Source organism: Kitasatospora sp. NPDC001603 (genome assembly GCF_040298365.1).
In the GTDB taxonomy this organism is placed as follows: domain Bacteria; phylum Actinomycetota; class Actinomycetes; order Streptomycetales; family Streptomycetaceae; genus Kitasatospora.
Map to the genome: position 1 here is coordinate 86,696 of NZ_JBEPAA010000003.1, position 16,413 is coordinate 103,108.

15 protein-coding genes and 1 pseudogene are annotated in these 16,413 nt (G+C 73.6%); 6 read left to right on the forward strand and 10 right to left on the reverse strand.

Annotation, left to right across the window (positions count from 1 at the left end):
• The first annotated feature begins 95 nt into the window (after positions 1 to 95).
• Positions 96 to 1,139: a DUF2510 domain-containing protein gene (locus ABT263_RS03275; protein WP_352287011.1), complete on the forward strand. Its 1,044-nt coding sequence runs from the start codon at positions 96 to 98 to the stop codon at positions 1,137 to 1,139.
• A gap of 145 nt (positions 1,140 to 1,284) precedes the next feature.
• Here the strand turns inward: ABT263_RS03275 and ABT263_RS03280 are convergent, their stop codons facing one another.
• The 7 genes and pseudogenes from ABT263_RS03280 to cobU form a co-directional block, all read right to left on the reverse strand.
• Positions 1,285 to 1,800 (reverse strand): DUF4240 domain-containing protein, encoded by a 516-nt coding sequence (locus ABT263_RS03280; protein WP_329487336.1) that lies wholly within the window; start codon positions 1,798 to 1,800, stop codon positions 1,285 to 1,287.
• Between the two features lie 183 nt (positions 1,801 to 1,983).
• Entirely contained in the window at positions 1,984 to 3,762 is a 1,779-nt protein-coding gene (gene sucB / locus ABT263_RS03285) for a 2-oxoglutarate dehydrogenase, E2 component, dihydrolipoamide succinyltransferase (protein ID WP_352287014.1), read from the reverse strand.
• Positions 3,763 to 3,818: 56 nt separating this feature from the next.
• Positions 3,819 to 5,207, reverse strand: coding sequence for a dihydrolipoyl dehydrogenase (lpdA, locus tag ABT263_RS03290; protein ID WP_329487334.1), 1,389 nt, complete (start codon positions 5,205 to 5,207; stop codon positions 3,819 to 3,821).
• 438 nt (positions 5,208 to 5,645) lie between these two features.
• A complete protein-coding gene (locus ABT263_RS03295; protein WP_352287016.1) occupies positions 5,646 to 7,151 on the reverse strand; it encodes a leucyl aminopeptidase in 1,506 nt (501 codons plus the stop codon).
• Positions 7,152 to 7,453: 302 nt separating this feature from the next.
• Positions 7,454 to 8,251 (reverse strand): adenosylcobinamide-GDP ribazoletransferase, encoded by a 798-nt coding sequence (locus tag ABT263_RS03300; RefSeq protein ID WP_352287018.1) that lies wholly within the window; start codon positions 8,249 to 8,251, stop codon positions 7,454 to 7,456.
• Positions 8,252 to 8,327: 76 nt separating this feature from the next.
• The gene (locus tag ABT263_RS03305) at positions 8,328 to 9,443 is read right to left on the reverse strand and encodes a nicotinate-nucleotide--dimethylbenzimidazole phosphoribosyltransferase (RefSeq protein ID WP_352287020.1); all 1,116 of its coding nucleotides are present in this window, start codon (positions 9,441 to 9,443) and stop codon (positions 8,328 to 8,330) included.
• Positions 9,444 to 9,471: 28 nt separating this feature from the next.
• Positions 9,472 to 10,119 (reverse strand): annotated as a pseudogene (gene cobU / locus ABT263_RS03310) (bifunctional adenosylcobinamide kinase/adenosylcobinamide-phosphate guanylyltransferase); the annotation flags it as partial.
• A 101-nt stretch (positions 10,120 to 10,220) separates the two neighbouring features.
• Between cobU and ABT263_RS03315 the strand changes: the two are divergent.
• Positions 10,221 to 10,424: a hypothetical protein gene (locus ABT263_RS03315; protein ID WP_352287022.1), complete on the forward strand. Its 204-nt coding sequence runs from the start codon at positions 10,221 to 10,223 to the stop codon at positions 10,422 to 10,424.
• A 29-nt stretch (positions 10,425 to 10,453) separates the two neighbouring features.
• Here ABT263_RS03315 and ABT263_RS03320 read toward each other — a convergent pair whose 3' ends face one another.
• Entirely contained in the window at positions 10,454 to 11,194 is a 741-nt protein-coding gene (locus ABT263_RS03320; RefSeq protein ID WP_352287237.1) for a methyltransferase domain-containing protein, read from the reverse strand.
• Between the two features lie 158 nt (positions 11,195 to 11,352).
• Positions 11,353 to 11,952, reverse strand: coding sequence for a DUF3043 domain-containing protein (locus ABT263_RS03325; protein WP_329487329.1), 600 nt, complete (start codon positions 11,950 to 11,952; stop codon positions 11,353 to 11,355).
• 316 nt (positions 11,953 to 12,268) lie between these two features.
• On the opposite strand from ABT263_RS03325, the gene ABT263_RS03330 reads away from it, so the two are divergent.
• Positions 12,269 to 13,057 carry a PspA/IM30 family protein gene (locus ABT263_RS03330; protein WP_380392108.1) on the forward strand — a complete coding sequence of 263 codons (789 nt, stop codon included), beginning with the start codon at positions 12,269 to 12,271 and terminating at the stop codon, positions 13,055 to 13,057.
• A gap of 37 nt (positions 13,058 to 13,094) precedes the next feature.
• On the forward strand, positions 13,095 to 13,388 hold the full coding sequence (pspAA, locus tag ABT263_RS03335; RefSeq protein ID WP_352287026.1) for a PspA-associated protein PspAA: 294 nt from the start codon (positions 13,095 to 13,097) through the stop codon (positions 13,386 to 13,388).
• 71 nt (positions 13,389 to 13,459) lie between these two features.
• Here the strand turns inward: pspAA and nadA are convergent, their stop codons facing one another.
• Positions 13,460 to 14,644 (reverse strand): quinolinate synthase NadA, encoded by a 1,185-nt coding sequence (gene nadA / locus ABT263_RS03340; protein ID WP_352287028.1) that lies wholly within the window; start codon positions 14,642 to 14,644, stop codon positions 13,460 to 13,462.
• A 222-nt stretch (positions 14,645 to 14,866) separates the two neighbouring features.
• Here nadA and ABT263_RS03345 point away from each other — a divergent pair, with 222 nt between their 5' ends.
• A complete protein-coding gene (locus ABT263_RS03345) occupies positions 14,867 to 15,790 on the forward strand; it encodes an NADP-dependent oxidoreductase (RefSeq protein ID WP_352287030.1) in 924 nt (307 codons plus the stop codon).
• A 125-nt stretch (positions 15,791 to 15,915) separates the two neighbouring features.
• Positions 15,916 to 16,380, forward strand: coding sequence for an Lrp/AsnC family transcriptional regulator (locus tag ABT263_RS03350; protein ID WP_329487325.1), 465 nt, complete (start codon positions 15,916 to 15,918; stop codon positions 16,378 to 16,380).
• Positions 16,381 to 16,413: the final 33 nt, after the last annotated feature.

The following is a 16,413-nucleotide window of genomic DNA, read 5'->3' on the forward strand; positions in this document are numbered from 1 at the left end:
GCTGACGGGACGTCAGATCAGGGTCCCCCGGGTGGTGCAGACTCGTGACAAACCCAACCTGTCTGGAGCAGTGCCGCGCCGGGTACCGTACGGCCGTGAGCAACTCGACGCCTCCCGGGTGGTACCCGGTACCGGGTGCGGACGGCACGCCCGGTCATGAGCGCTGGTGGGACGGCAACGCCTGGACCAGCGACGTCCGCCCCCTCCAGGCGGGCGGCGGCGGGCTCGCCGACGCCCCGACCCAGGTCTCCTGGCAGACCCCGCAGCAGCCCGCCCCGGTCTCCCCGCCGCCCGCGTACGGCTACGGCGCGCCCCAGCAGGGCACGCCCGGCTACGGCTACCCGACGCCGGACCAGCAGGCCTACGGCTACCCGCAGGGCGGCTATCCGCCGTCGCCGCCGCCCCCCGGCCGGATGAAGCCGGGCGCGGTCGTGGGGATCGTGGTCGGCGTGCTGGCCGTGGTCGGCGTGGTCGCCGCGATCGCCCTCAACAGCGGCGGCGATCCCAAGGCCGACCCGGAGCCGGTGCCGACGGTCACCGTCACCGACACCCCGAGCCGGACGCCGAGCCCCGGCCCGACCACGCGCACACCCGCGCCCACGCCCACGCCGGCCCCCAGCCTGCCGCCGGTGCCGGTGGTCAAGGACACCGCCGCGGACGCCCAGCACTCCATCACGGTGCCGATCTTCCAGGGCTGGGACTCGCAGACCGACACCACGCACTCGACGGTCTTCCTGGGCAGCGGCCGCTACACCTGCCCGGGCGGCGGCTCCTGCATCAGGGGCCAGTTCTCGGTGGAGAAGGACACCATCCCGGGAGCCTCGGCCCGGGCGGCGGCGGAGGCGGCGATGCCCACCTACGCGGCGGCGATCTTCACCGGGATCACCTCGCACACCGACGCGGGCTCCGCCAACACCACCGTGGCGGGCGTCTCCGGCTACGCGGTGCGGTGGCACATCACCACCTCGGACGGCACCAAGGGCTACATCCTGCTGGCGGCCGTCCCGGCCAAGGGCGGTGGCTTCGTGGCCTTCGAGGGCGGGGTCGACGACGCCGCGGGCGCACCCGATCCCACCGTGCTCGACCAGATCCTCAAGGGCATCAAGCAGGACGGCAGCGGCTCCGGCTCCGGCACCTGAGCCCGGGCGTCCGACGCCACCGGCACCCCGAGCGGGTGTCCGAGCCACCCGCTCGGGCACCCGCTCCGGCGTTCCGGCCGCCACCGGGCCGGACCTCCCGCCGGGCCGGACCTCCCGCCGGGCCGCTCCCGGTACCGCTCCCGGGTCAGTCCCCGTACCGCTCCCAGAGCTTGGGGAACCGTTTCGCCATCGTGTCCGGGTCCTCGAAGTCCAGCGCGGCGCCGGCCGGCCGCGCGGGCTGCCGGTCGCCCACCTCGGGCAGCGGCAGCCCGGTCAACTGCTCGTACGCCTCGTCGGCCGCGTAGCCCAGGTCCTCGGCCTCGCCGTCCTCCTCCTCGTCGAACTCCGGGAGCAGGTCGGCCAGATCGTCCGGCTCGTGCAGGCCGCCCTCGAACACCTCCCGCCCCTGGCCGATCAGCCAGCAGCGGAAGTAGTCGAAGGTGTCCTCGGAGGCGCCGTCCAGCAGCAGGTGGGCCGCGCCCCACAGGTCGGTCCGGTAGGCGCGCTGGAACCGGGCCTCGAAGAGCCGGGCGAAGTCGATGACGTCGTCCGGGGTCAGTTGGACGAGCCGTTCCACCAGCCGTTCCGCCTGCTCGTCGGGGTCGCCGTCGGCGTCCTCCCGGGTGTCGTCGATGATCTGCCAGAAGTCGGTCTCGTCCATCACCGCTCCAGCATCCCTGTTCGCCCGCGCGATCGCATGCGATGGCCCGGCGAAACGCGGGCCGCGCCGGGGGAGTACGGGTACCGAGGCCGCTGCCGGGCGGCCGGGCGCCAACGCGGAACCCCGCGCCGTCCGGGGACGACGCGGGGTTCCGTACTGCCGTGGGCTGCCGTGGCGGCCGGCTCAGAGGCCGAGCTCGACCTCGAACTCGCCGGCCTCCAGGATCTCCTTGACGGCCACCAGGAAGCGGGCGGCGTCGGCGCCGTCCACCAGGCGGTGGTCGTAGGAGAGCGACAGGTAGGTCATGTCACGGATGCCGATGGCGGTGCCGCCGTCGGCCTCGATGACGACCGGGCGCTTGACCGTCGCGCCGATGCCCAGGATGGCGACCTGGTTCGGCGGCACGATGACGGTGTCGAACAGCGCACCGCGCGAACCGGTGTTGCTGATGGTGAAGGTCGCGCCGGACAGCTCGTCCGGAGTGATCTTGTTGCCGCGGACCTTGCCGGCCAGCTCCGCGGTCTTCTTCGAGATGCCGGCGATGTTGAGGTCGCCCGCACCCTTGATGACCGGGGTCATCAGACCCTTCTCGGAGTCCACCGCGATCCCGATGTTCTCGGAGTCGAAGTAGGTGACGGTGCCCTCGGCCTCGTTGATGCGGGCGTTGATCACCGGGTGGCTCTTCAGCGCCTGGGCGGCGGCCTTGACGAAGAACGGCATCGGGGACAGCTTCACGCCCTCGCGGGCGAGGAAGGCGTCCTTGGCCTTGCCGCGCAGCGAGATGACCTTGGTGACGTCCACCTCGACGACGCTGGTCAGCTGGGCCTGCTCGTGCAGGGCCTTCAGCATGTTGTCGCCGATGGCCTTGCGGATGCGGGTCATCTTGACCGTCTGGCCACGCAGCGGGGACGGCGCGGCGGCGGCCTTCGGCGCGGCGGCCGGGGCGGCAGCGGCGGGGGCCGGAACGGCCTTCGCGGCCTCGGCGGCGGCGATGACGTCCTGCTTGCGGATGCGCCCGCCGACACCGGTGCCGGTGACGGAGGCCAGGGCGACGCCCTGCTCGGCGGCGAGCTTGCGCACCAGCGGGGTGACGTAGGCGTCACCGCTGTCGGCGGCCGGAGCCGGGGCGGCGACCGGAGCGGCCGGAGCCGGCGCGACCGGGGCAGCCGGAGCCGGAGCGGCGACGGGGGCCGGGGCGGCGACGGGGGCCGGCGGGGCCACCGGGGCGGCCGGAGCCGGGGCCGGGGCCGGAGCCGCGGCCGGTGCCGGGGCCGGTGCGGGAGCGGCAGCCGGGGCGGCGGCCGGAGCCGGAGCCTCGGCGGCCGGGGTCGCGCCCGGGGCGCCGATCAGCGCGAGCTGGGCGCCGACCTCGGCGGTCTCGTCCTCGCCGACCAGGATCTTCACCACGACACCGGCGACCGGCGACGGGATCTCGGTGTCGACCTTGTCGGTGGAGACCTCGAGCAGCGGCTCGTCGACCTCGACCGTCTCACCCTCGGCCTTCAGCCAGCGGGTGACGGTGCCCTCGGTGACAGACTCGCCCAGCGCGGGGAGCAGCACCGGGGTGGCGTCGGCGGCCGGCGCGGCGGCCGGAGCGGCCGGAGCGGCCGGAGCCGGAGCCTCGGCGGCCGGGGCGGGGGCGGCGGGCGCCTCCGCGACCGGGGCCGGGGCGGCGGCCGGAGCGGCCTCGGCGGCCGGGGCCGCGGCGGGGACCGGCGCGCCGGAGCCGTCGTCGATGACCGCCAGCTCGGCGCCGACCTCGACGGTCTCGTCCTCGCCGACCTTGATCGAGGCCAGGATGCCCGAGGCCGGGGCCGGGATCTCGGTGTCGACCTTGTCGGTGGAGACCTCGAGCAGCGGCTCGTCGACCTCCACACGCTCACCCTCGGCCTTCAGCCAACGGGTGACGGTGCCCTCGGAAACGCTCTCGCCCAGCGCGGGCAGTGTTACTGAGACCGCCATGGTTTCAGCGACTCCTATCAAGTCTTGCGTACTGGAATGGGGGGAGTGGGGCGTGATCAGTCGTGCGCGTGCAGCGGCTTGCCGGCCAGCGCCAGGTGCGCCTCGCCCAGGGCCTCGGACTGGGTCGGGTGGGCGTGGATGAGCTGCGCGACCTCGGCCGGCAGAGCCTCCCAGTTGTAGATCAGCTGCGCCTCGCCGACCTGCTCGCCCATCCGGGCGCCGACCATGTGGACGCCGACCACGGCGCCGTCCTTGACCTGGACGAGCTTGATCTCGCCGGCGGTCTTCAGGATCTTGCTCTTGCCGTTGCCGGCCAGGTTGTACTTGAGGGTGACGACCTTCTCCTTGCCGTACAGCTCGACGGCCTTGGCCTCGGAGATGCCGACGGAGGCCACCTCGGGGTTGGAGTAGGTCACGCGCGGGACGCCGTCGTAGTCGATCGGCACGGCCTTGAGGCCGGCCACGCGCTCGGCGACCAGGATGCCCTCGGCGAAGCCGACGTGGGCCAGCTGCAGGGTCGGGACGAGGTCGCCGACGGCGGAGATGGTGGGCACGTTGGTGCGCATGTACTCGTCGACGAGCACGTAGCCGCGGTCCATCGCGACGCCGTTCTCCTCGTAGCCGAGGCCGGCCGAGACCGGGCCGCGGCCGATGGCCACGAGCAGCAGGTCGGCGTCGATCTGCTTGCCGTTCTCGGTGGAGACGCGCACGCCGGTCTCGGTGTACTCGACACCGGAGAAGCGGGCCTTCAGTTCGAACTTGATGCCGCGCTTGCGGAACGCGCGCTCCAGCAGCTTGGAGGAGTTCTCGTCCTCCAGCGGGACCAGGTGCGGCAGCGCCTCGACGATGGTGACGTCGACGCCGAAGGACTTCCAGACCGAGGCGAACTCGACGCCGATCACGCCGCCGCCGAGGATCACGGCGGACTTCGGGATGCGGTCGAGCTTGAGCGCGTGGTCCGAGGAGATCACGCGGTCGCCGTCGATGGTCAGGCCCGGCAGCGACTTCGGCACGGAGCCGGTGGCGAGGACGATGTGGCGGCCCTCGACGCGCTGGCCGTTGACGTCCACCGAGGTCTGCGAGGAGAGCTTGCCCTCGCCCTGGATGAAGGTCACCTTGCGGGAGGCGACCAGGCCCTGCAGGCCCTTGTACAGGCCGGCGATGACGTCGTCCTTGTACTTGTGGACGCCGTTGATGTCGATGCCCTGGAAGGTGGCCAGAACGCCGAACTCGGCGGCCTCCTTCGTCTCGTCCGCGATCTCGGCGGCGTGCAGCAGTGCCTTGGTCGGGATGCAGCCGCGGTGCAGGCAGGTGCCGCCCAGCTCACCCTTCTCGACCAGGGCGACGCTCAGACCCAGCTGAGCGGCGCGGAGCGCCGCGGCGTAACCGCCGCTTCCGCCTCCGAGAATGACTACGTCGAAAACGGTGCTGGCGTCGTTCGCCACGTCACGTCCTCCATGCAATGGGGTGGGTCGCCGGGCCGGTCGCGGTCCGGTGGGTCGGAAGCCTTTGTGGGGCGCCCAGTCGTGCCGGAAATACATCTTCGCACTTGTTCACGGCAGCTGATGTCCGGGTCCACCCCAGGGGTGTCCCGAAGGGCGGTCACAGGGGCGGGAACAGCCCCGACCGAAGGGCATCATCGCAGCTCAATGCGGGCTTGACAGCGGCGGGAGCGGCCTTTGGCGCGGTCCGGCCCGCCCCCGGTTCCGCACTGTGGAACAAAGTTTCGCCCGCAGCGAACAGAGGTGCGGACTGGTCCCCGCCTTCTACTCGCAGGTAACAGCGCCGCGGGTGGGCGGACACCCGCCGGGGGCGGGCCGGCCCCGGGAACGCGGACGGGGTCCGGCGCGAGTGCGCGGGACCCCGTCCGTTCGAACCCCGGATCAGGCCTTGTCGCCCGCCGCGGTCCGCTCGGCGAAGCGGACCAGGGTGCGCACCGCGCTCGCGGTGCCGCCCTTGGGGGTGTAGCCGAACGGCGCGCCCTCGTGGAAGGCGGGGCCGGCGATGTCCAGGTGGGCCCAGTCGATGCCCTCGGCCACGAACTCCTTGAGGAACAGGCCGGCCACCAGGCCGCCGCCCATCCGCTCGCCCATGTTGGCCAGGTCGGCGATGGTCGACTCGGTCATGCCCTTGCGCAGCTCGGCCGGCAGCGGCATCGGCCAGGACTGCTCGCCGGCCTCGCCCGCGACGGTGTGCAGGGTCTCGCGCAGCTCGTCGTTGTTGGCCATCACGCCGAAGGTGCGGCTGCCCAGCGCCAGCATCATCGCGCCGGTCAGCGTCGCCACGTCGACGATCACGTCCGGGTTCTCCTCGCCGGCGCGCACGATGGCGTCGGCCAGCACCAGGCGGCCCTCGGCGTCGGTGTTCAGCACCTCGACGGTCTTGCCGCCGTACATGCGCAGCACGTCACCCGGGCGGGTGGCGGTGCCCGACGGCATGTTCTCGGCCAGCGCCAGCCAGGCGGTGACGTTGACGGCGAGGCCCAGGCGCTTGGCGGAGACGACGGCGGCGAACACCGCGGCCGCGCCGGCCATGTCGCACTTCATGGTCTCGTTGTGGCCGGCCGGCTTCAGCGAGATGCCGCCCGAGTCGTAGGTGATGCCCTTGCCGACGAACGCCAGGCTCGCCTTGGCCTTCGGGTGGGTGTAGGCCACCTTCACCAGCCGCGGCGGGTTGGCCGAGCCGTTGCCGACGCCGAGCAGGCCGCCGAAGCCGCCCTTGAGCAGCGCCTTCTCGTCCAGCACCTCGACCTTGAGGCCGTGCTCCTTGCCGGCCGCCTGGGCGATCGCGGCGAAGCCCTTGGGGTTCAGGTCGTTCGGCGCGGTGTTGACCAGGTCGCGGGCGCGGTTCATCTCCTCGCCGAGGACGACGGCGCGCTCGACGGCGGCCTTGGCGTCCTTGCTGCCCTTGCGGACGGTCAGCAGCACGAGCTCGCCGACCGGCTCCTTGGCGCTGCCGTTGCCCTTGTAGGTGCCGAAGGAGTAGGCGCCGAGCAGGCCGCCCAGCGCGACCGCCTCGACCTCGTCGGCGGACTCGGCCGGCAGGGCCAGCGCGGCCTTCTTGCTGCCGCCCAGGGTGCGGGCGGCGACACCGGCGGCGCGGCGCAGCGTCTCCAGGCCGTAGCCGGCGTCGGCGGCCTCGCCGAGGCCGACCGCGAGCACGAGCGCGGCCTTCAGGCCGGCGGGGGAGGGGACCTTGACGGCCTCGCCCTCGGCGCCGGTCGCGCCCAGGGTGCTGAGGACCTCGGCCAGCTTGCCCTCGAACGCCTCGCTCACGGCCTCGGCGCCCGGCGCCAGCACGATGCCCTTCGGGCCCTTCGCCACACCGATCACCACGGCGTCCGCGCGCAGCGAGGCGGCGGAGGAGGTGCTCACAGACAATGCAGTCACGTAATGCGTCCTGTTCTATCGCGGTCCACGGCACCGGTCACGGCACGGCTGCCGCACCGGCGCAGCCCGGGGCCGCCACTGCGGGCCGTCCCGCCGGAGCGGGCCGGGTCCGGGGCCCCTGGCGCGTGCGTCCACCGGTCACGGCGGCCGCACACACCAGAAGCCCCGGCTCCTCGACGCGCGTCGGCCGGGCCGGACCTGCGACGGTGCAGGGCTGCGGTGCTCCACGCATGGTAGTCCGCATGCTGGGATCACGCGCCGCCCGGTGTCCCAACGCCGGGAGCGGGGGCCGGCGGCGGGTCTCAGCCCATCAGCGCGAGGGTGACCAGGGTGCCGGTCGCGGCGGTCTCCGCCATCGCGCCGAGGACGTCCCCGGTGATGCCGTCGAACCGGCGTACGCAGCGCCGCAGCAGCAGCCATGAGCAGCCGAGGCCGACCGCAACGGCCAGCGGCAGCCGCAGGACTGACGAGCCGTCGAGCAGGCCGAGGGCGGCCAGCAGCAGCGCCGAGCCGGCCGTCGCCGCCACCGCCGCGGCCGGCGGCACGGTGCCGGCCACCATCGCGCCGAGCCCGCCCGGCCGGGCGGCCGGCACCGGGCGCAGGCAGCCCCAGCCGAGTGCGCACCGCGCGGCCGTCGCCGAGGCGAGCACCGCGAGCGCGCCGCCGGCCGGCGACGCGTCGAACCGGCCGGCCAGTGCGGCGATCTGGGCCAGCAGCACCAGCACCAGGGTCAGTACGCCGAACGGCCCGATGTCGGACTGCTTCATGATGCGCAGGGCGTCCTCGGCCGGTTTGCCGCTGCCCAGGCCGTCGGCGACGTCGGCTAGGCCGTCCAGATGCAGGCCCCGGGTCAGCGCGGCCAGTACGCCGACGGCGGTCACCGCGCCGAGCGGCCCGCCCGCGCGCCAGGCCACCAGCGCTCCCGCGCCCGCGGCCAGTGCCCCGAGCGTCAGGCCGACCACCGGGGCCGCCGTCATCGCCCGGCCCGCCGCGGGGCGGTCCCACCGCTCGACCCGCACCCGCAGCACGGAGAGCGTGCCGAACGCGAACCGCAGCCCCTCGCCCCACCGGGCCGGCTCCCGTCCCGAAGCGTCCTGCATGGCCCGCCGTTCCTCGCATCCGTACCGTGGTGCGCCGCGCACCGCGACGACCCGCCCCCGTCCGGGCCCCGGGTGGTCAGACCCGGCCGAGCAGCTCCGCGGCCGAGGGCAGCTTCGGCTGCTCCTTGGGGGCCGCCGGGGTGCCCGGGGCGGGCGCGTGCTCGGCCAGGGCGTCCGCCGCGGCCTGCAGCAGCGGCAGCGCCATCAGCGCGCCGACGCCCTCGCCCATGGTGATCTCCTGCTCCTGCAGGGGCGTCAGGGTCAGCCGGTCGTAGGCCTTGGCCTGGGCCGGCTCGCCGGTGGACTGCCCGGCCCGCCACCACTCCGGCGCCCGGAACGCGATCCGCTGCGCGACCAGCGCGCAGGCCGCCGAGACCACACCGTCCAGCACCACCGGGAGCTTGCGGACCGCGGCCTGCAGCAGGAAGCCGGTGATCGCGGCGAAGTCTGCACCGCCGGTGGCGCCGAGCAGCGCCAACTGGTCGCCCAGCACCGGCCGGGCCCGCCGCAGCGAGTCCCGGACGGTCGCGCACTTGACCATCCACACCCGGTCGTCGACGCCCGAGCCGCGCCCGGTCACCGCGGCCGCGTCGGTGCCGCAGAGCGCGCCGACCAGGACGGCCGCCACGGTGGTCGCGCCGACCCCGAGGTCGCCCAGGACGATCAGGTCCGTCCCGGCGTCGGCCTCCTCGTCGGCGACGGCCATCCCGGCCCGGAAGGCCTTGACCGTCTCCTCGGGGCTCAGCGCGTCCTCGACGTCGACCCGGCCGGAGCCGCGCCGCACCCGGTGCGCGACGACCTCGTCCGGGAAGTCGGAGGGGTCCGCGTCCACCGCGACGTCCACCACCCGCACCTCGGCGCCGAAGCGCCGGGCGAGCAGGGCGACCGGCGCGGTGCCGTCCAGCACCGCCCGCACCCGGGCGGCCGTGCCGCCCCGCGCGGGCAGCCGGGACACCCCGAGGGCCGCCACCCCGTGGTCGGCGGCGAACAGCAGCACCTTGGGCGCCGACAGCGGCCGCACCGGGGAGCGGCCCTGTACGGACGACAGCCAACTGCCCAGCTCCTCCAGCCGGCCGAGGCCGCCGCGCGGGCGGTCCAGCGCCTGCCAGCGCTCTTCGGCGGCCCGCCGGGCGCTCTCGTCGGGGCGCTCGACGAGCGAGGAGAACGTATCGAGATCCACGGTCGTGTCCATCGATCGGAAGGCTACACGCCGCGGGTGTTCAGCCCGCGGCGGGCTTGACCGTCAGAACCTGCCCCGCCACGACGAGCAGCACACGCTCCGAGGCGTCGGCCACCGCCATGTTCAGCCGGCCCAGGGTGTCGCGGAACCGGCGGCCCGAGGCGGTGGCCGGGACGACGCCCATGCCCACCTCGTTGCTGACCGCGACCGCCGGGCGCCGGGTCGCCGCCCAGGCCCGGGCGAGTTCCTCGCAGCGCCGCTGGACGGCCGCCTCGCCGCCGTCCGCCCAGACCGCGTCGTCCCAGGCGCCGCACTCGTCCATCACCGCGGTCAGCCAGAGCGCCAGACAGTCGATCAGCACCGGCGCCGGGTCGGCGGTGTCGGCCAGGACCGCCGCCAGGTCGCAGGTCTCGGCGGTGCGCCAGCTCGCCGGCCGCCGGTCGCGGTGCAGCGCCACCCGCTGGGCCCACTCGGTGTCACCGTCCCGGGCGCCGCCGGTGGCCACGTACAGCACGTCCGGGTACCGGGCGAGCAACTGCTCGGCCCTGGTGGACTTTCCGGAGCGGGCGCCGCCGAGGAGCAGGGTGCGGGGGAGTGCGGGGTGGGCTGCCATGCCGTCCATCCTGCCAAGGCGGTGGCGCCCCGCCCCGCGCGGGCCCGGCCCGGCCGGCCGGGGAGCCGCGACCCGGCCGACAACGCGGCCCCGGTCAGGCATACGGAAGATCGGGCCGGGCAGGCTAAGGTGCGCGCAGCAGGCAGCGCACAGGTCGTCAGTGGGAGGAACCGGGCATGGTCTGGACGTGGCGGTACGAGAAGGCGGACGGCACCGTGGTGGCCCCGAGCGGCGGCCAGGAGGAGGAGTTCGCCGGCCAGGGGGACGCCGAGACCTGGATCGGGGAGAGCTGGAAGCAGCTGGCCGAGGACGGCGTGGACACCGCGGTCCTGCTCGATGACGGCCGGGAGGTCTACTCGATGAGCCTGCACGAGGCCTGAGCCCGCCCGCACGCCTTCGGGAGCGGCCGCTACTTGGCCCCGAAGACGTGCAGCAGCGCGGCGACCTGCCGGTACGGGTCGGTGCGGCCGGCCCGCTCCTCGGCCTCCAGCAGCTGGGCCAGCTGCCGGCCGTCCACCGGCGGCGCCGCGTCGTCGGGCGCGCTGTCGGTGAAGACCCGCACGCCGTACCAGTGCCGCAGCGGCACGGACACCTCGGAGAGGGTGACGGCGAGGTCGGCGAGCCGGTCGGCCCGGGCGGCCAGCCCGAGCCGGTTGTAGTAGCGGTCGCTCTCGAAGGCGTGCAGGGCGGCCCGCCAGTCCCCGGCGGCGGCGGGCCGCAGGGCCAGCGCGTCACGGTTGCGGACCAGCAGCGAGAGCAGTCCGCCCGGGGCCAGCAGCCGGGCCAGCGAGGCGATCATCGGATCCGGGTCCGGCAGGTACATCAGGACGCCGTGGCAGAGCACCACGTCGAAGCTGCGCGGCCCGAACCAGCGCCCGCACTGGTGGCCGTCGCCGCTGAGCAGCTGCATCCGGCCGCGGACCTCGGGCGGCTCCTCGGCGAGCGCCCCCTGGGCGACGCCGAGCGCGACCGGGTCGGAGTCGATCCCGGTGACGTAGTGGCCGTCCCGCGCCAGCCGCAGGGCCTGGGTGCCCTGGCCGCAGCCGATGTCGAGGACGCGCTGTTCGGCGCGGCCGGTCAGCTGCTCGGCGAGCTGGCGGGCGACCAGCTCCTGCCGGACGAGGTTGCGCAGGCTGCCGAGGCGGTCCAGCCACGGGCCGGTGCCGCCGGCGAAGGAACCGCTGCGCGAGGGCAGCCGGCGCTCCTGGGCGAGCCGGTCGTGGCCGCCGTCACCCTGGCCCGGAAGCGCGTACAGGCCGGGCCCCTCCCAGGAGGGAGGGGCCCAGCCGGAGTCCACCGGTTCGGCGGTCAGGGCTTCTCTCCGCGCCGCACCTGCGGCTTGGGCAGGCGCAGCCGGCGCATCTGCAGGATGCGCATCAGGCCGTAGGCGACCGCGCCGCGGGTGTTCTGGCCCGCGAACCGCTCGGTGAGCGACTTGCGCAGGCCGAACCCGAGGCGGACGAAGTCCAGCACCACCAGCACGAAGAAGGCCAGGAAGAGCAGGGTGGAGAGCAGCTGGAGGGCCGGCACCTTGACGATGCTGAGCACCAGGATGACCACGGCGGCGGGCAGGAAGAACTCGGCCAGCGACCAGCGGGCGTCCACGTAGTCGCGGGTGAACTTGCGCACCGGGCCCTTGTCACGGGCCGGCAGGTGCCGCTCGTCGCCCTCCAGCAGCGCGGTGCGCTGCTTCTCGCGCTCGCTGCGCATGCGCTCGCGCGCCTGGCGGGAGGCCTCCTTGCGGTCCTTGGGTACGGTCACCCTGGTCCGCCGGTGGGCCTCGGCCTCACTGCGCTTGGGCGTCGGCCGGCCCTTCTTCGCCTGCGGATCGCGGGTCTGGGTCGTCTCGTCCTGCTTCTCCAGCACGGCGGCGGAGGCAGCGGCATCATCTGAACGGCGTCGGAACACACCCCCAGCGTACGGGGTGCGCGACCGCTTCCACGGGTGTCCTCGGACCCAAACGCATATCGATCGCGCCGGTCCGAGCCCCCGGCCGGGTTTCCGGGGGTCTTCCCGTAGGGGATCACCGCTTCGGACGATGGGTGGGATGAGGGGCGGATCCACCCCGGGGATGAGGCCCGGGAGGGGGACGCTGTAGCAGTCTTGTTGCAGGCAGGTGCACTGCGGCGAAGGGCTCGCTGCACATACACTCGTCGTGTCTGGTAACGAGATTAAGACCGCAGGCCGGAGAAGGGGGCACCCGAGGCCCATGAGCGACGGAATCATGAAGCGTATGGGGTTGATCTTCCGCTCCAAGGCGAACAAGGCCTTGGACCGGGCGGAGGATCCCCGTGAGACGCTCGACTATTCGTACCAGAAGCAGCTTGAGCTGCTGCAGAAGGTGCGTCGCGGTGTCGCGGACGTGGCCACCTCGCGCAAGCGCCTGGAGCTCCAGCTGACCCAGCTGCAGCAGCAGTCCGCCAAGTACGAGGACCAGGGCCGCAAGGCCCTCTCGCTCGGCCGGGAGGACCTCGCGCGCGAGGCCCTGACCCGCAAGTCGAACATGCAGTCCCAGATCACCGACCTGGAGACGCAGTACCAGCAGCTCCAGGCCGAGGAGGAGAAGCTCACGCTCGCCTCCCAGCGGCTGCAGGCCAAGGTCGACGCCTTCCGCACCAAGAAGGAGACGATCAAGGCCACCTACACCGCGGCCCAGGCGCAGACCCGGATCGCCGAGTCCTTCTCCGGCATCTCGGAGGAGATGGGCGACGTCGGTCTGGCGATCCAGCGGGCCGAGGACAAGACCGCCCAGATGCAGGCCCGGGCCGGTGCGATCGACGAGCTGCTGGCCTCCGGCGCGCTCGACGACGCCAGCGGTCTCGGCCGCAAGGACGACATCGAGGCCGAGCTGGAACGGGTCGCCGGCGGTTCGGACGTCGAGCTGGAGCTGGCCCGGATGAAGGCCGAGCTGACGGGCGGCTCGCCGGCCTCCGGTCCGCAGGCCATCGAGCCGGGCAAGGGACAGCCGCAGGACGCCCAGCCGGACTCCCCGCGGATCAACTACAACAAGTGACCTGAGCTTCACCCCACGAACCAGGGAGACGCACGGCATGATCATGAGGGTCATGGGGGAGGGCCAGTTCGCGGTGGGCGACGCCCATCTGAACCGGCTGAACGAGCTGGACGACGAGCTCGTCACCGCACTGGACTCGGGGGACGAAGAGCGTTTCCGCCGAGCGCTCGGGGAGCTGCTGGGCGCCGTCAAGGAGTTCGGCACCCCGCTGCCGGACGCCTCGCTGGAGCCCTCCGACCTGATCCTCCCGGCTGCCGACTCGACGATCGACCAGGTCAGGGAGCTGCTGCGGGCCGAGGGTGACGGCCTGATCCCCGGATTGCCCGAGTAGCGGACGTCTCGCGCCAGACGAAAGGGCGGGCTCCTCCAGTGCGGAGGAGCCCGCCCTTCGGCGTGCGGTGACTACGGCAGGGCGAGCATCCGGTCCAGCGCCGCCTTGGCGTGCTTCTCGGTCTCCGGGTCGACCCGGATCACGTTCGGCACCCGGCCCTCGACCAGCGACTCCAGCGCCCAGACCAGGTGCGGCAGGTCGATCCGGTTCATCGTGGAGCAGAAGCAGACCGCCCGGTCCAGGAAGACGATCTCCTTGTCCGGGTGCGCCTTGGCGAGCCGGCGGACCAGGTTCAGCTCGGTGCCGATGGCCCACTTGGAGCCGGGCTCGGCGGCGTCCAGCGCCTTGATGATGTACTCGGTCGAGCCCACCATGTCGGCGGCCGCGACGACCTCGTGCTTGCACTCGGGGTGCACCAGCACGGTCACGCCGGGGATGCGCTCGCGGACGTCGTTGACCGAGTCCAGCGAGAACCGGCCGTGCACCGAGCAGTGGCCGCGCCAGAGGATCATCTTGGCGTTCCGCAGCTGCTCGGCGGTCAGGCCGCCGTTGGGCTTGTGCGGGTTGTAGAGCACGCAGTCGTCCAGCGAGAAGCCCATCTCGCGCACCGCGGTGTTGCGGCCCAGGTGCTGGTCGGGCAGGAAGAGCACCTTCTGCCCCTGCTCGAAGGCCCACTCCAGGGCCCGCTTCGCGTTGGACGAGGTGCAGATGGTGCCGCCGTGCCTGCCGGTGAAGGCCTTGATGTCGGCGGAGGAGTTCATGTACGAGACCGGGACGGTGACGTCGGCTATGCCGGCGTCGGTCAGGACGTCCCAGCACTCGGCGACCTGCTCGGCGGTGGCCATGTCGGCCATCGAACAGCCGGCCGCGAGGTCCGGCAGGACGACCTGCTGGGCGTCGCCGGTGAGGATGTCCGCGGACTCGGCCATGAAGTGCACGCCGCAGAAGACGATGTACTCGGCCTCCGGGCGGGCGGCCGCGTCGCGCGCGAGCTTGAAGGAGTCGCCGGTGACATCGGCGAACTCGATCACCTCGTCGCGCTGGTAGTGGTGGCCCAGGATGAAGACGCGATCCCCGAGCGCCTCCTTCGCGGCCCGCGCACGGGCGACGAGGTCCGGGTCGGAGGCGGCGGGAAGGTCGCCGGGGCACTCGACGCCGCGCTCGCTGTTCGGGTCGGCCTCACGGCCGAGCAGCAGCAGAGCGAGCGGCGTCGGAGTGGGGTCGACGCCGTAGGTCTCGGTGATGGTGGTGGTCACGGGCGGGTGCCCTTCTGTGCGGCCGATCAGTCGGTGCAGCCTTCTCGTCTATCTGACGCTATCTATGATAACCGCTTAGCGTCAGACTGACGATGGCCATTCTGTCGATGTGACGAGAACCGCTTCCCGCTTCGGGCCCGTTCGGTGGCGCCGGAAGCGGGATATGGGGCGGTTCGGCGTGGCCGAACCGGTATCCGGGCCCGGCCGGGTTTGGGTGGGTCCATGAAGGCAATCGCGATCCGCCGCTACGGCGGCCCCGAGGTGGTGGAGTACACCGACCTCCCGGACCCCAAGGTCGGGCCGGACTCGGTACTGGTGGAGGTCAGGGCGGCCGGGGTGAACCCGGTGGACTGGAGGGTCCGGGACGGCGCCCTGGACGGCCTGCTGGACGTCCACTTCCCCCTGGTGATGGGCTGGGACGCGGCCGGGGTGGTCCGGGCGGTCGGCGGCGGGGTGACCGAGTTCGCCCCCGGCGACGAGGTCTACGGCTACGTGCGCAAGGACTCCGTCGAGCACGGGACCTACGCCGAGCTGGTCGCCGCCCCCGTCCGCACGCTGGCCCGCCGGCCCGCGGCCCTGGACTGGGCGCAGAGCGGCGGCCTGCCGCTGGCCGGCCTGACCGCCCTCCAGGGCCTGCGGGCGCTGCGGGTGACCGCGGGCGAGACCGTGCTGGTGCACGCCGCGGCCGGCGGCGTCGGCCACCTGGCCGTGCAGATCGCCAAGGCGTTCGGGGCCCGGGTGATCGGCACCGCGGGCGAGCGCAACCACGACTACCTGCGCGGCCTCGGCGCCGAGCCGGTGGCCCACGGCGAGGGCCTGGCCGAGCGGGTCCGGGCCCTGGCGCCCGGCGGGGTGGACGCCGCCCTCGACCTGGTCGGCGGCGGGGCCGTCGAGGTCTCGGCCGCCCTGGTCGCGGACCCGTCCCGGATCGCCTCGGTGACGGACTACCGGGTGAAGGCGCTCGGCGGCCACTACGTCTGGGTCCGCCCCGACGCCGCCGGGCTGGCGGAGCTGGCTGCGCTCGCCGACGACGGGCGGCTCACCGTCACCGTCGCCTCCACCTTCCCGCTCGCGCAGGCCGGCTCCGCCCAGGCGCTCAGCGCGGAGGGCCGCACCCGGGGGAAGATCGTGCTCCTGGTGGACTGAGAACGGTCCGCGAGCCGTCATCTGCCAGCGGTGGACTCGGTCCTGTCATCCGCCAGAATGGTGCAGAACCGTTTCGGCGGCCGCCGTCCCGCCGACCCCCGTACGACCCGTGGAGCCCCGCACCGATGACCAGCAGTCGAGCACACGAGACGGTCGGGGCGACCCTCGACGAGACCGACCGTCTCCTGCTCGCCCGGCTGGGCAGCGACGGCCGGGCCTCCTACGCCGAGATCGGCGTGCAGGTGAACCTCTCCGCCACCGCCGTCCGCCGCCGGATCGACCGGCTGCGGGCGCGCGGGGTGGTCCGCGGCTTCACCGTCGTCCTCGACCCCTCGGTGCTCGGCTGGCAGACCGAGGCCTTCGTCGAGGTGTACTGCCGGGAGCGGACCGCCCCGGAGGAGATCCTGGCGAGCCTGCGCCAGTTCCCGGAGGTGGTCGCGGCCTGGACGGTCACCGGCGACCCGGACGCCCTGGTCCACCTGCGGGCCTCCGACACCCGGCACCTGGAGGCCGTGATCGAGCGGATCCGGCGGGAGCCCGGCGTCCAGCGCAGCCGCTCCTCGGTCGTGCTCTCCCAGCTCATCGGCTGAATCCGAACGGCCCAGTCCGCTCCCTCCGGGGGC

Bases quoted from the DNA above. Each gene is read 5' to 3' on its own strand.
- ABT263_RS03280 (WP_329487336.1), bottom strand. From the start codon at position 1,800: ATGGACGAGACCGACTTCTGGCAGATCATCGACGACACCCGGGAGGAC.
- sucB (WP_352287014.1), bottom strand. From the start codon at position 3,762: ATGGCGGTCTCAGTAACACTGCCCGCGCTGGGCGAGAGCGTTTCCGAG.
- ABT263_RS03300 (WP_352287018.1), bottom strand. From the start codon at position 8,251: ATGCAGGACGCTTCGGGACGGGAGCCGGCCCGGTGGGGCGAGGGGCTG.
- ABT263_RS03305 (WP_352287020.1), bottom strand. From the start codon at position 9,443: ATGGACACGACCGTGGATCTCGATACGTTCTCCTCGCTCGTCGAGCGC.
- ABT263_RS03315 (WP_352287022.1), top strand. From the start codon at position 10,221: ATGGTCTGGACGTGGCGGTACGAGAAGGCGGACGGCACCGTGGTGGCC.
- ABT263_RS03330 (WP_380392108.1), top strand. From the start codon at position 12,269: ATGAAGCGTATGGGGTTGATCTTCCGCTCCAAGGCGAACAAGGCCTTG.
- pspAA (WP_352287026.1), top strand. From the start codon at position 13,095: ATGATCATGAGGGTCATGGGGGAGGGCCAGTTCGCGGTGGGCGACGCC.
- ABT263_RS03345 (WP_352287030.1), top strand. From the start codon at position 14,867: ATGAAGGCAATCGCGATCCGCCGCTACGGCGGCCCCGAGGTGGTGGAG.
- ABT263_RS03350 (WP_329487325.1), top strand. From the start codon at position 15,916: ATGACCAGCAGTCGAGCACACGAGACGGTCGGGGCGACCCTCGACGAG.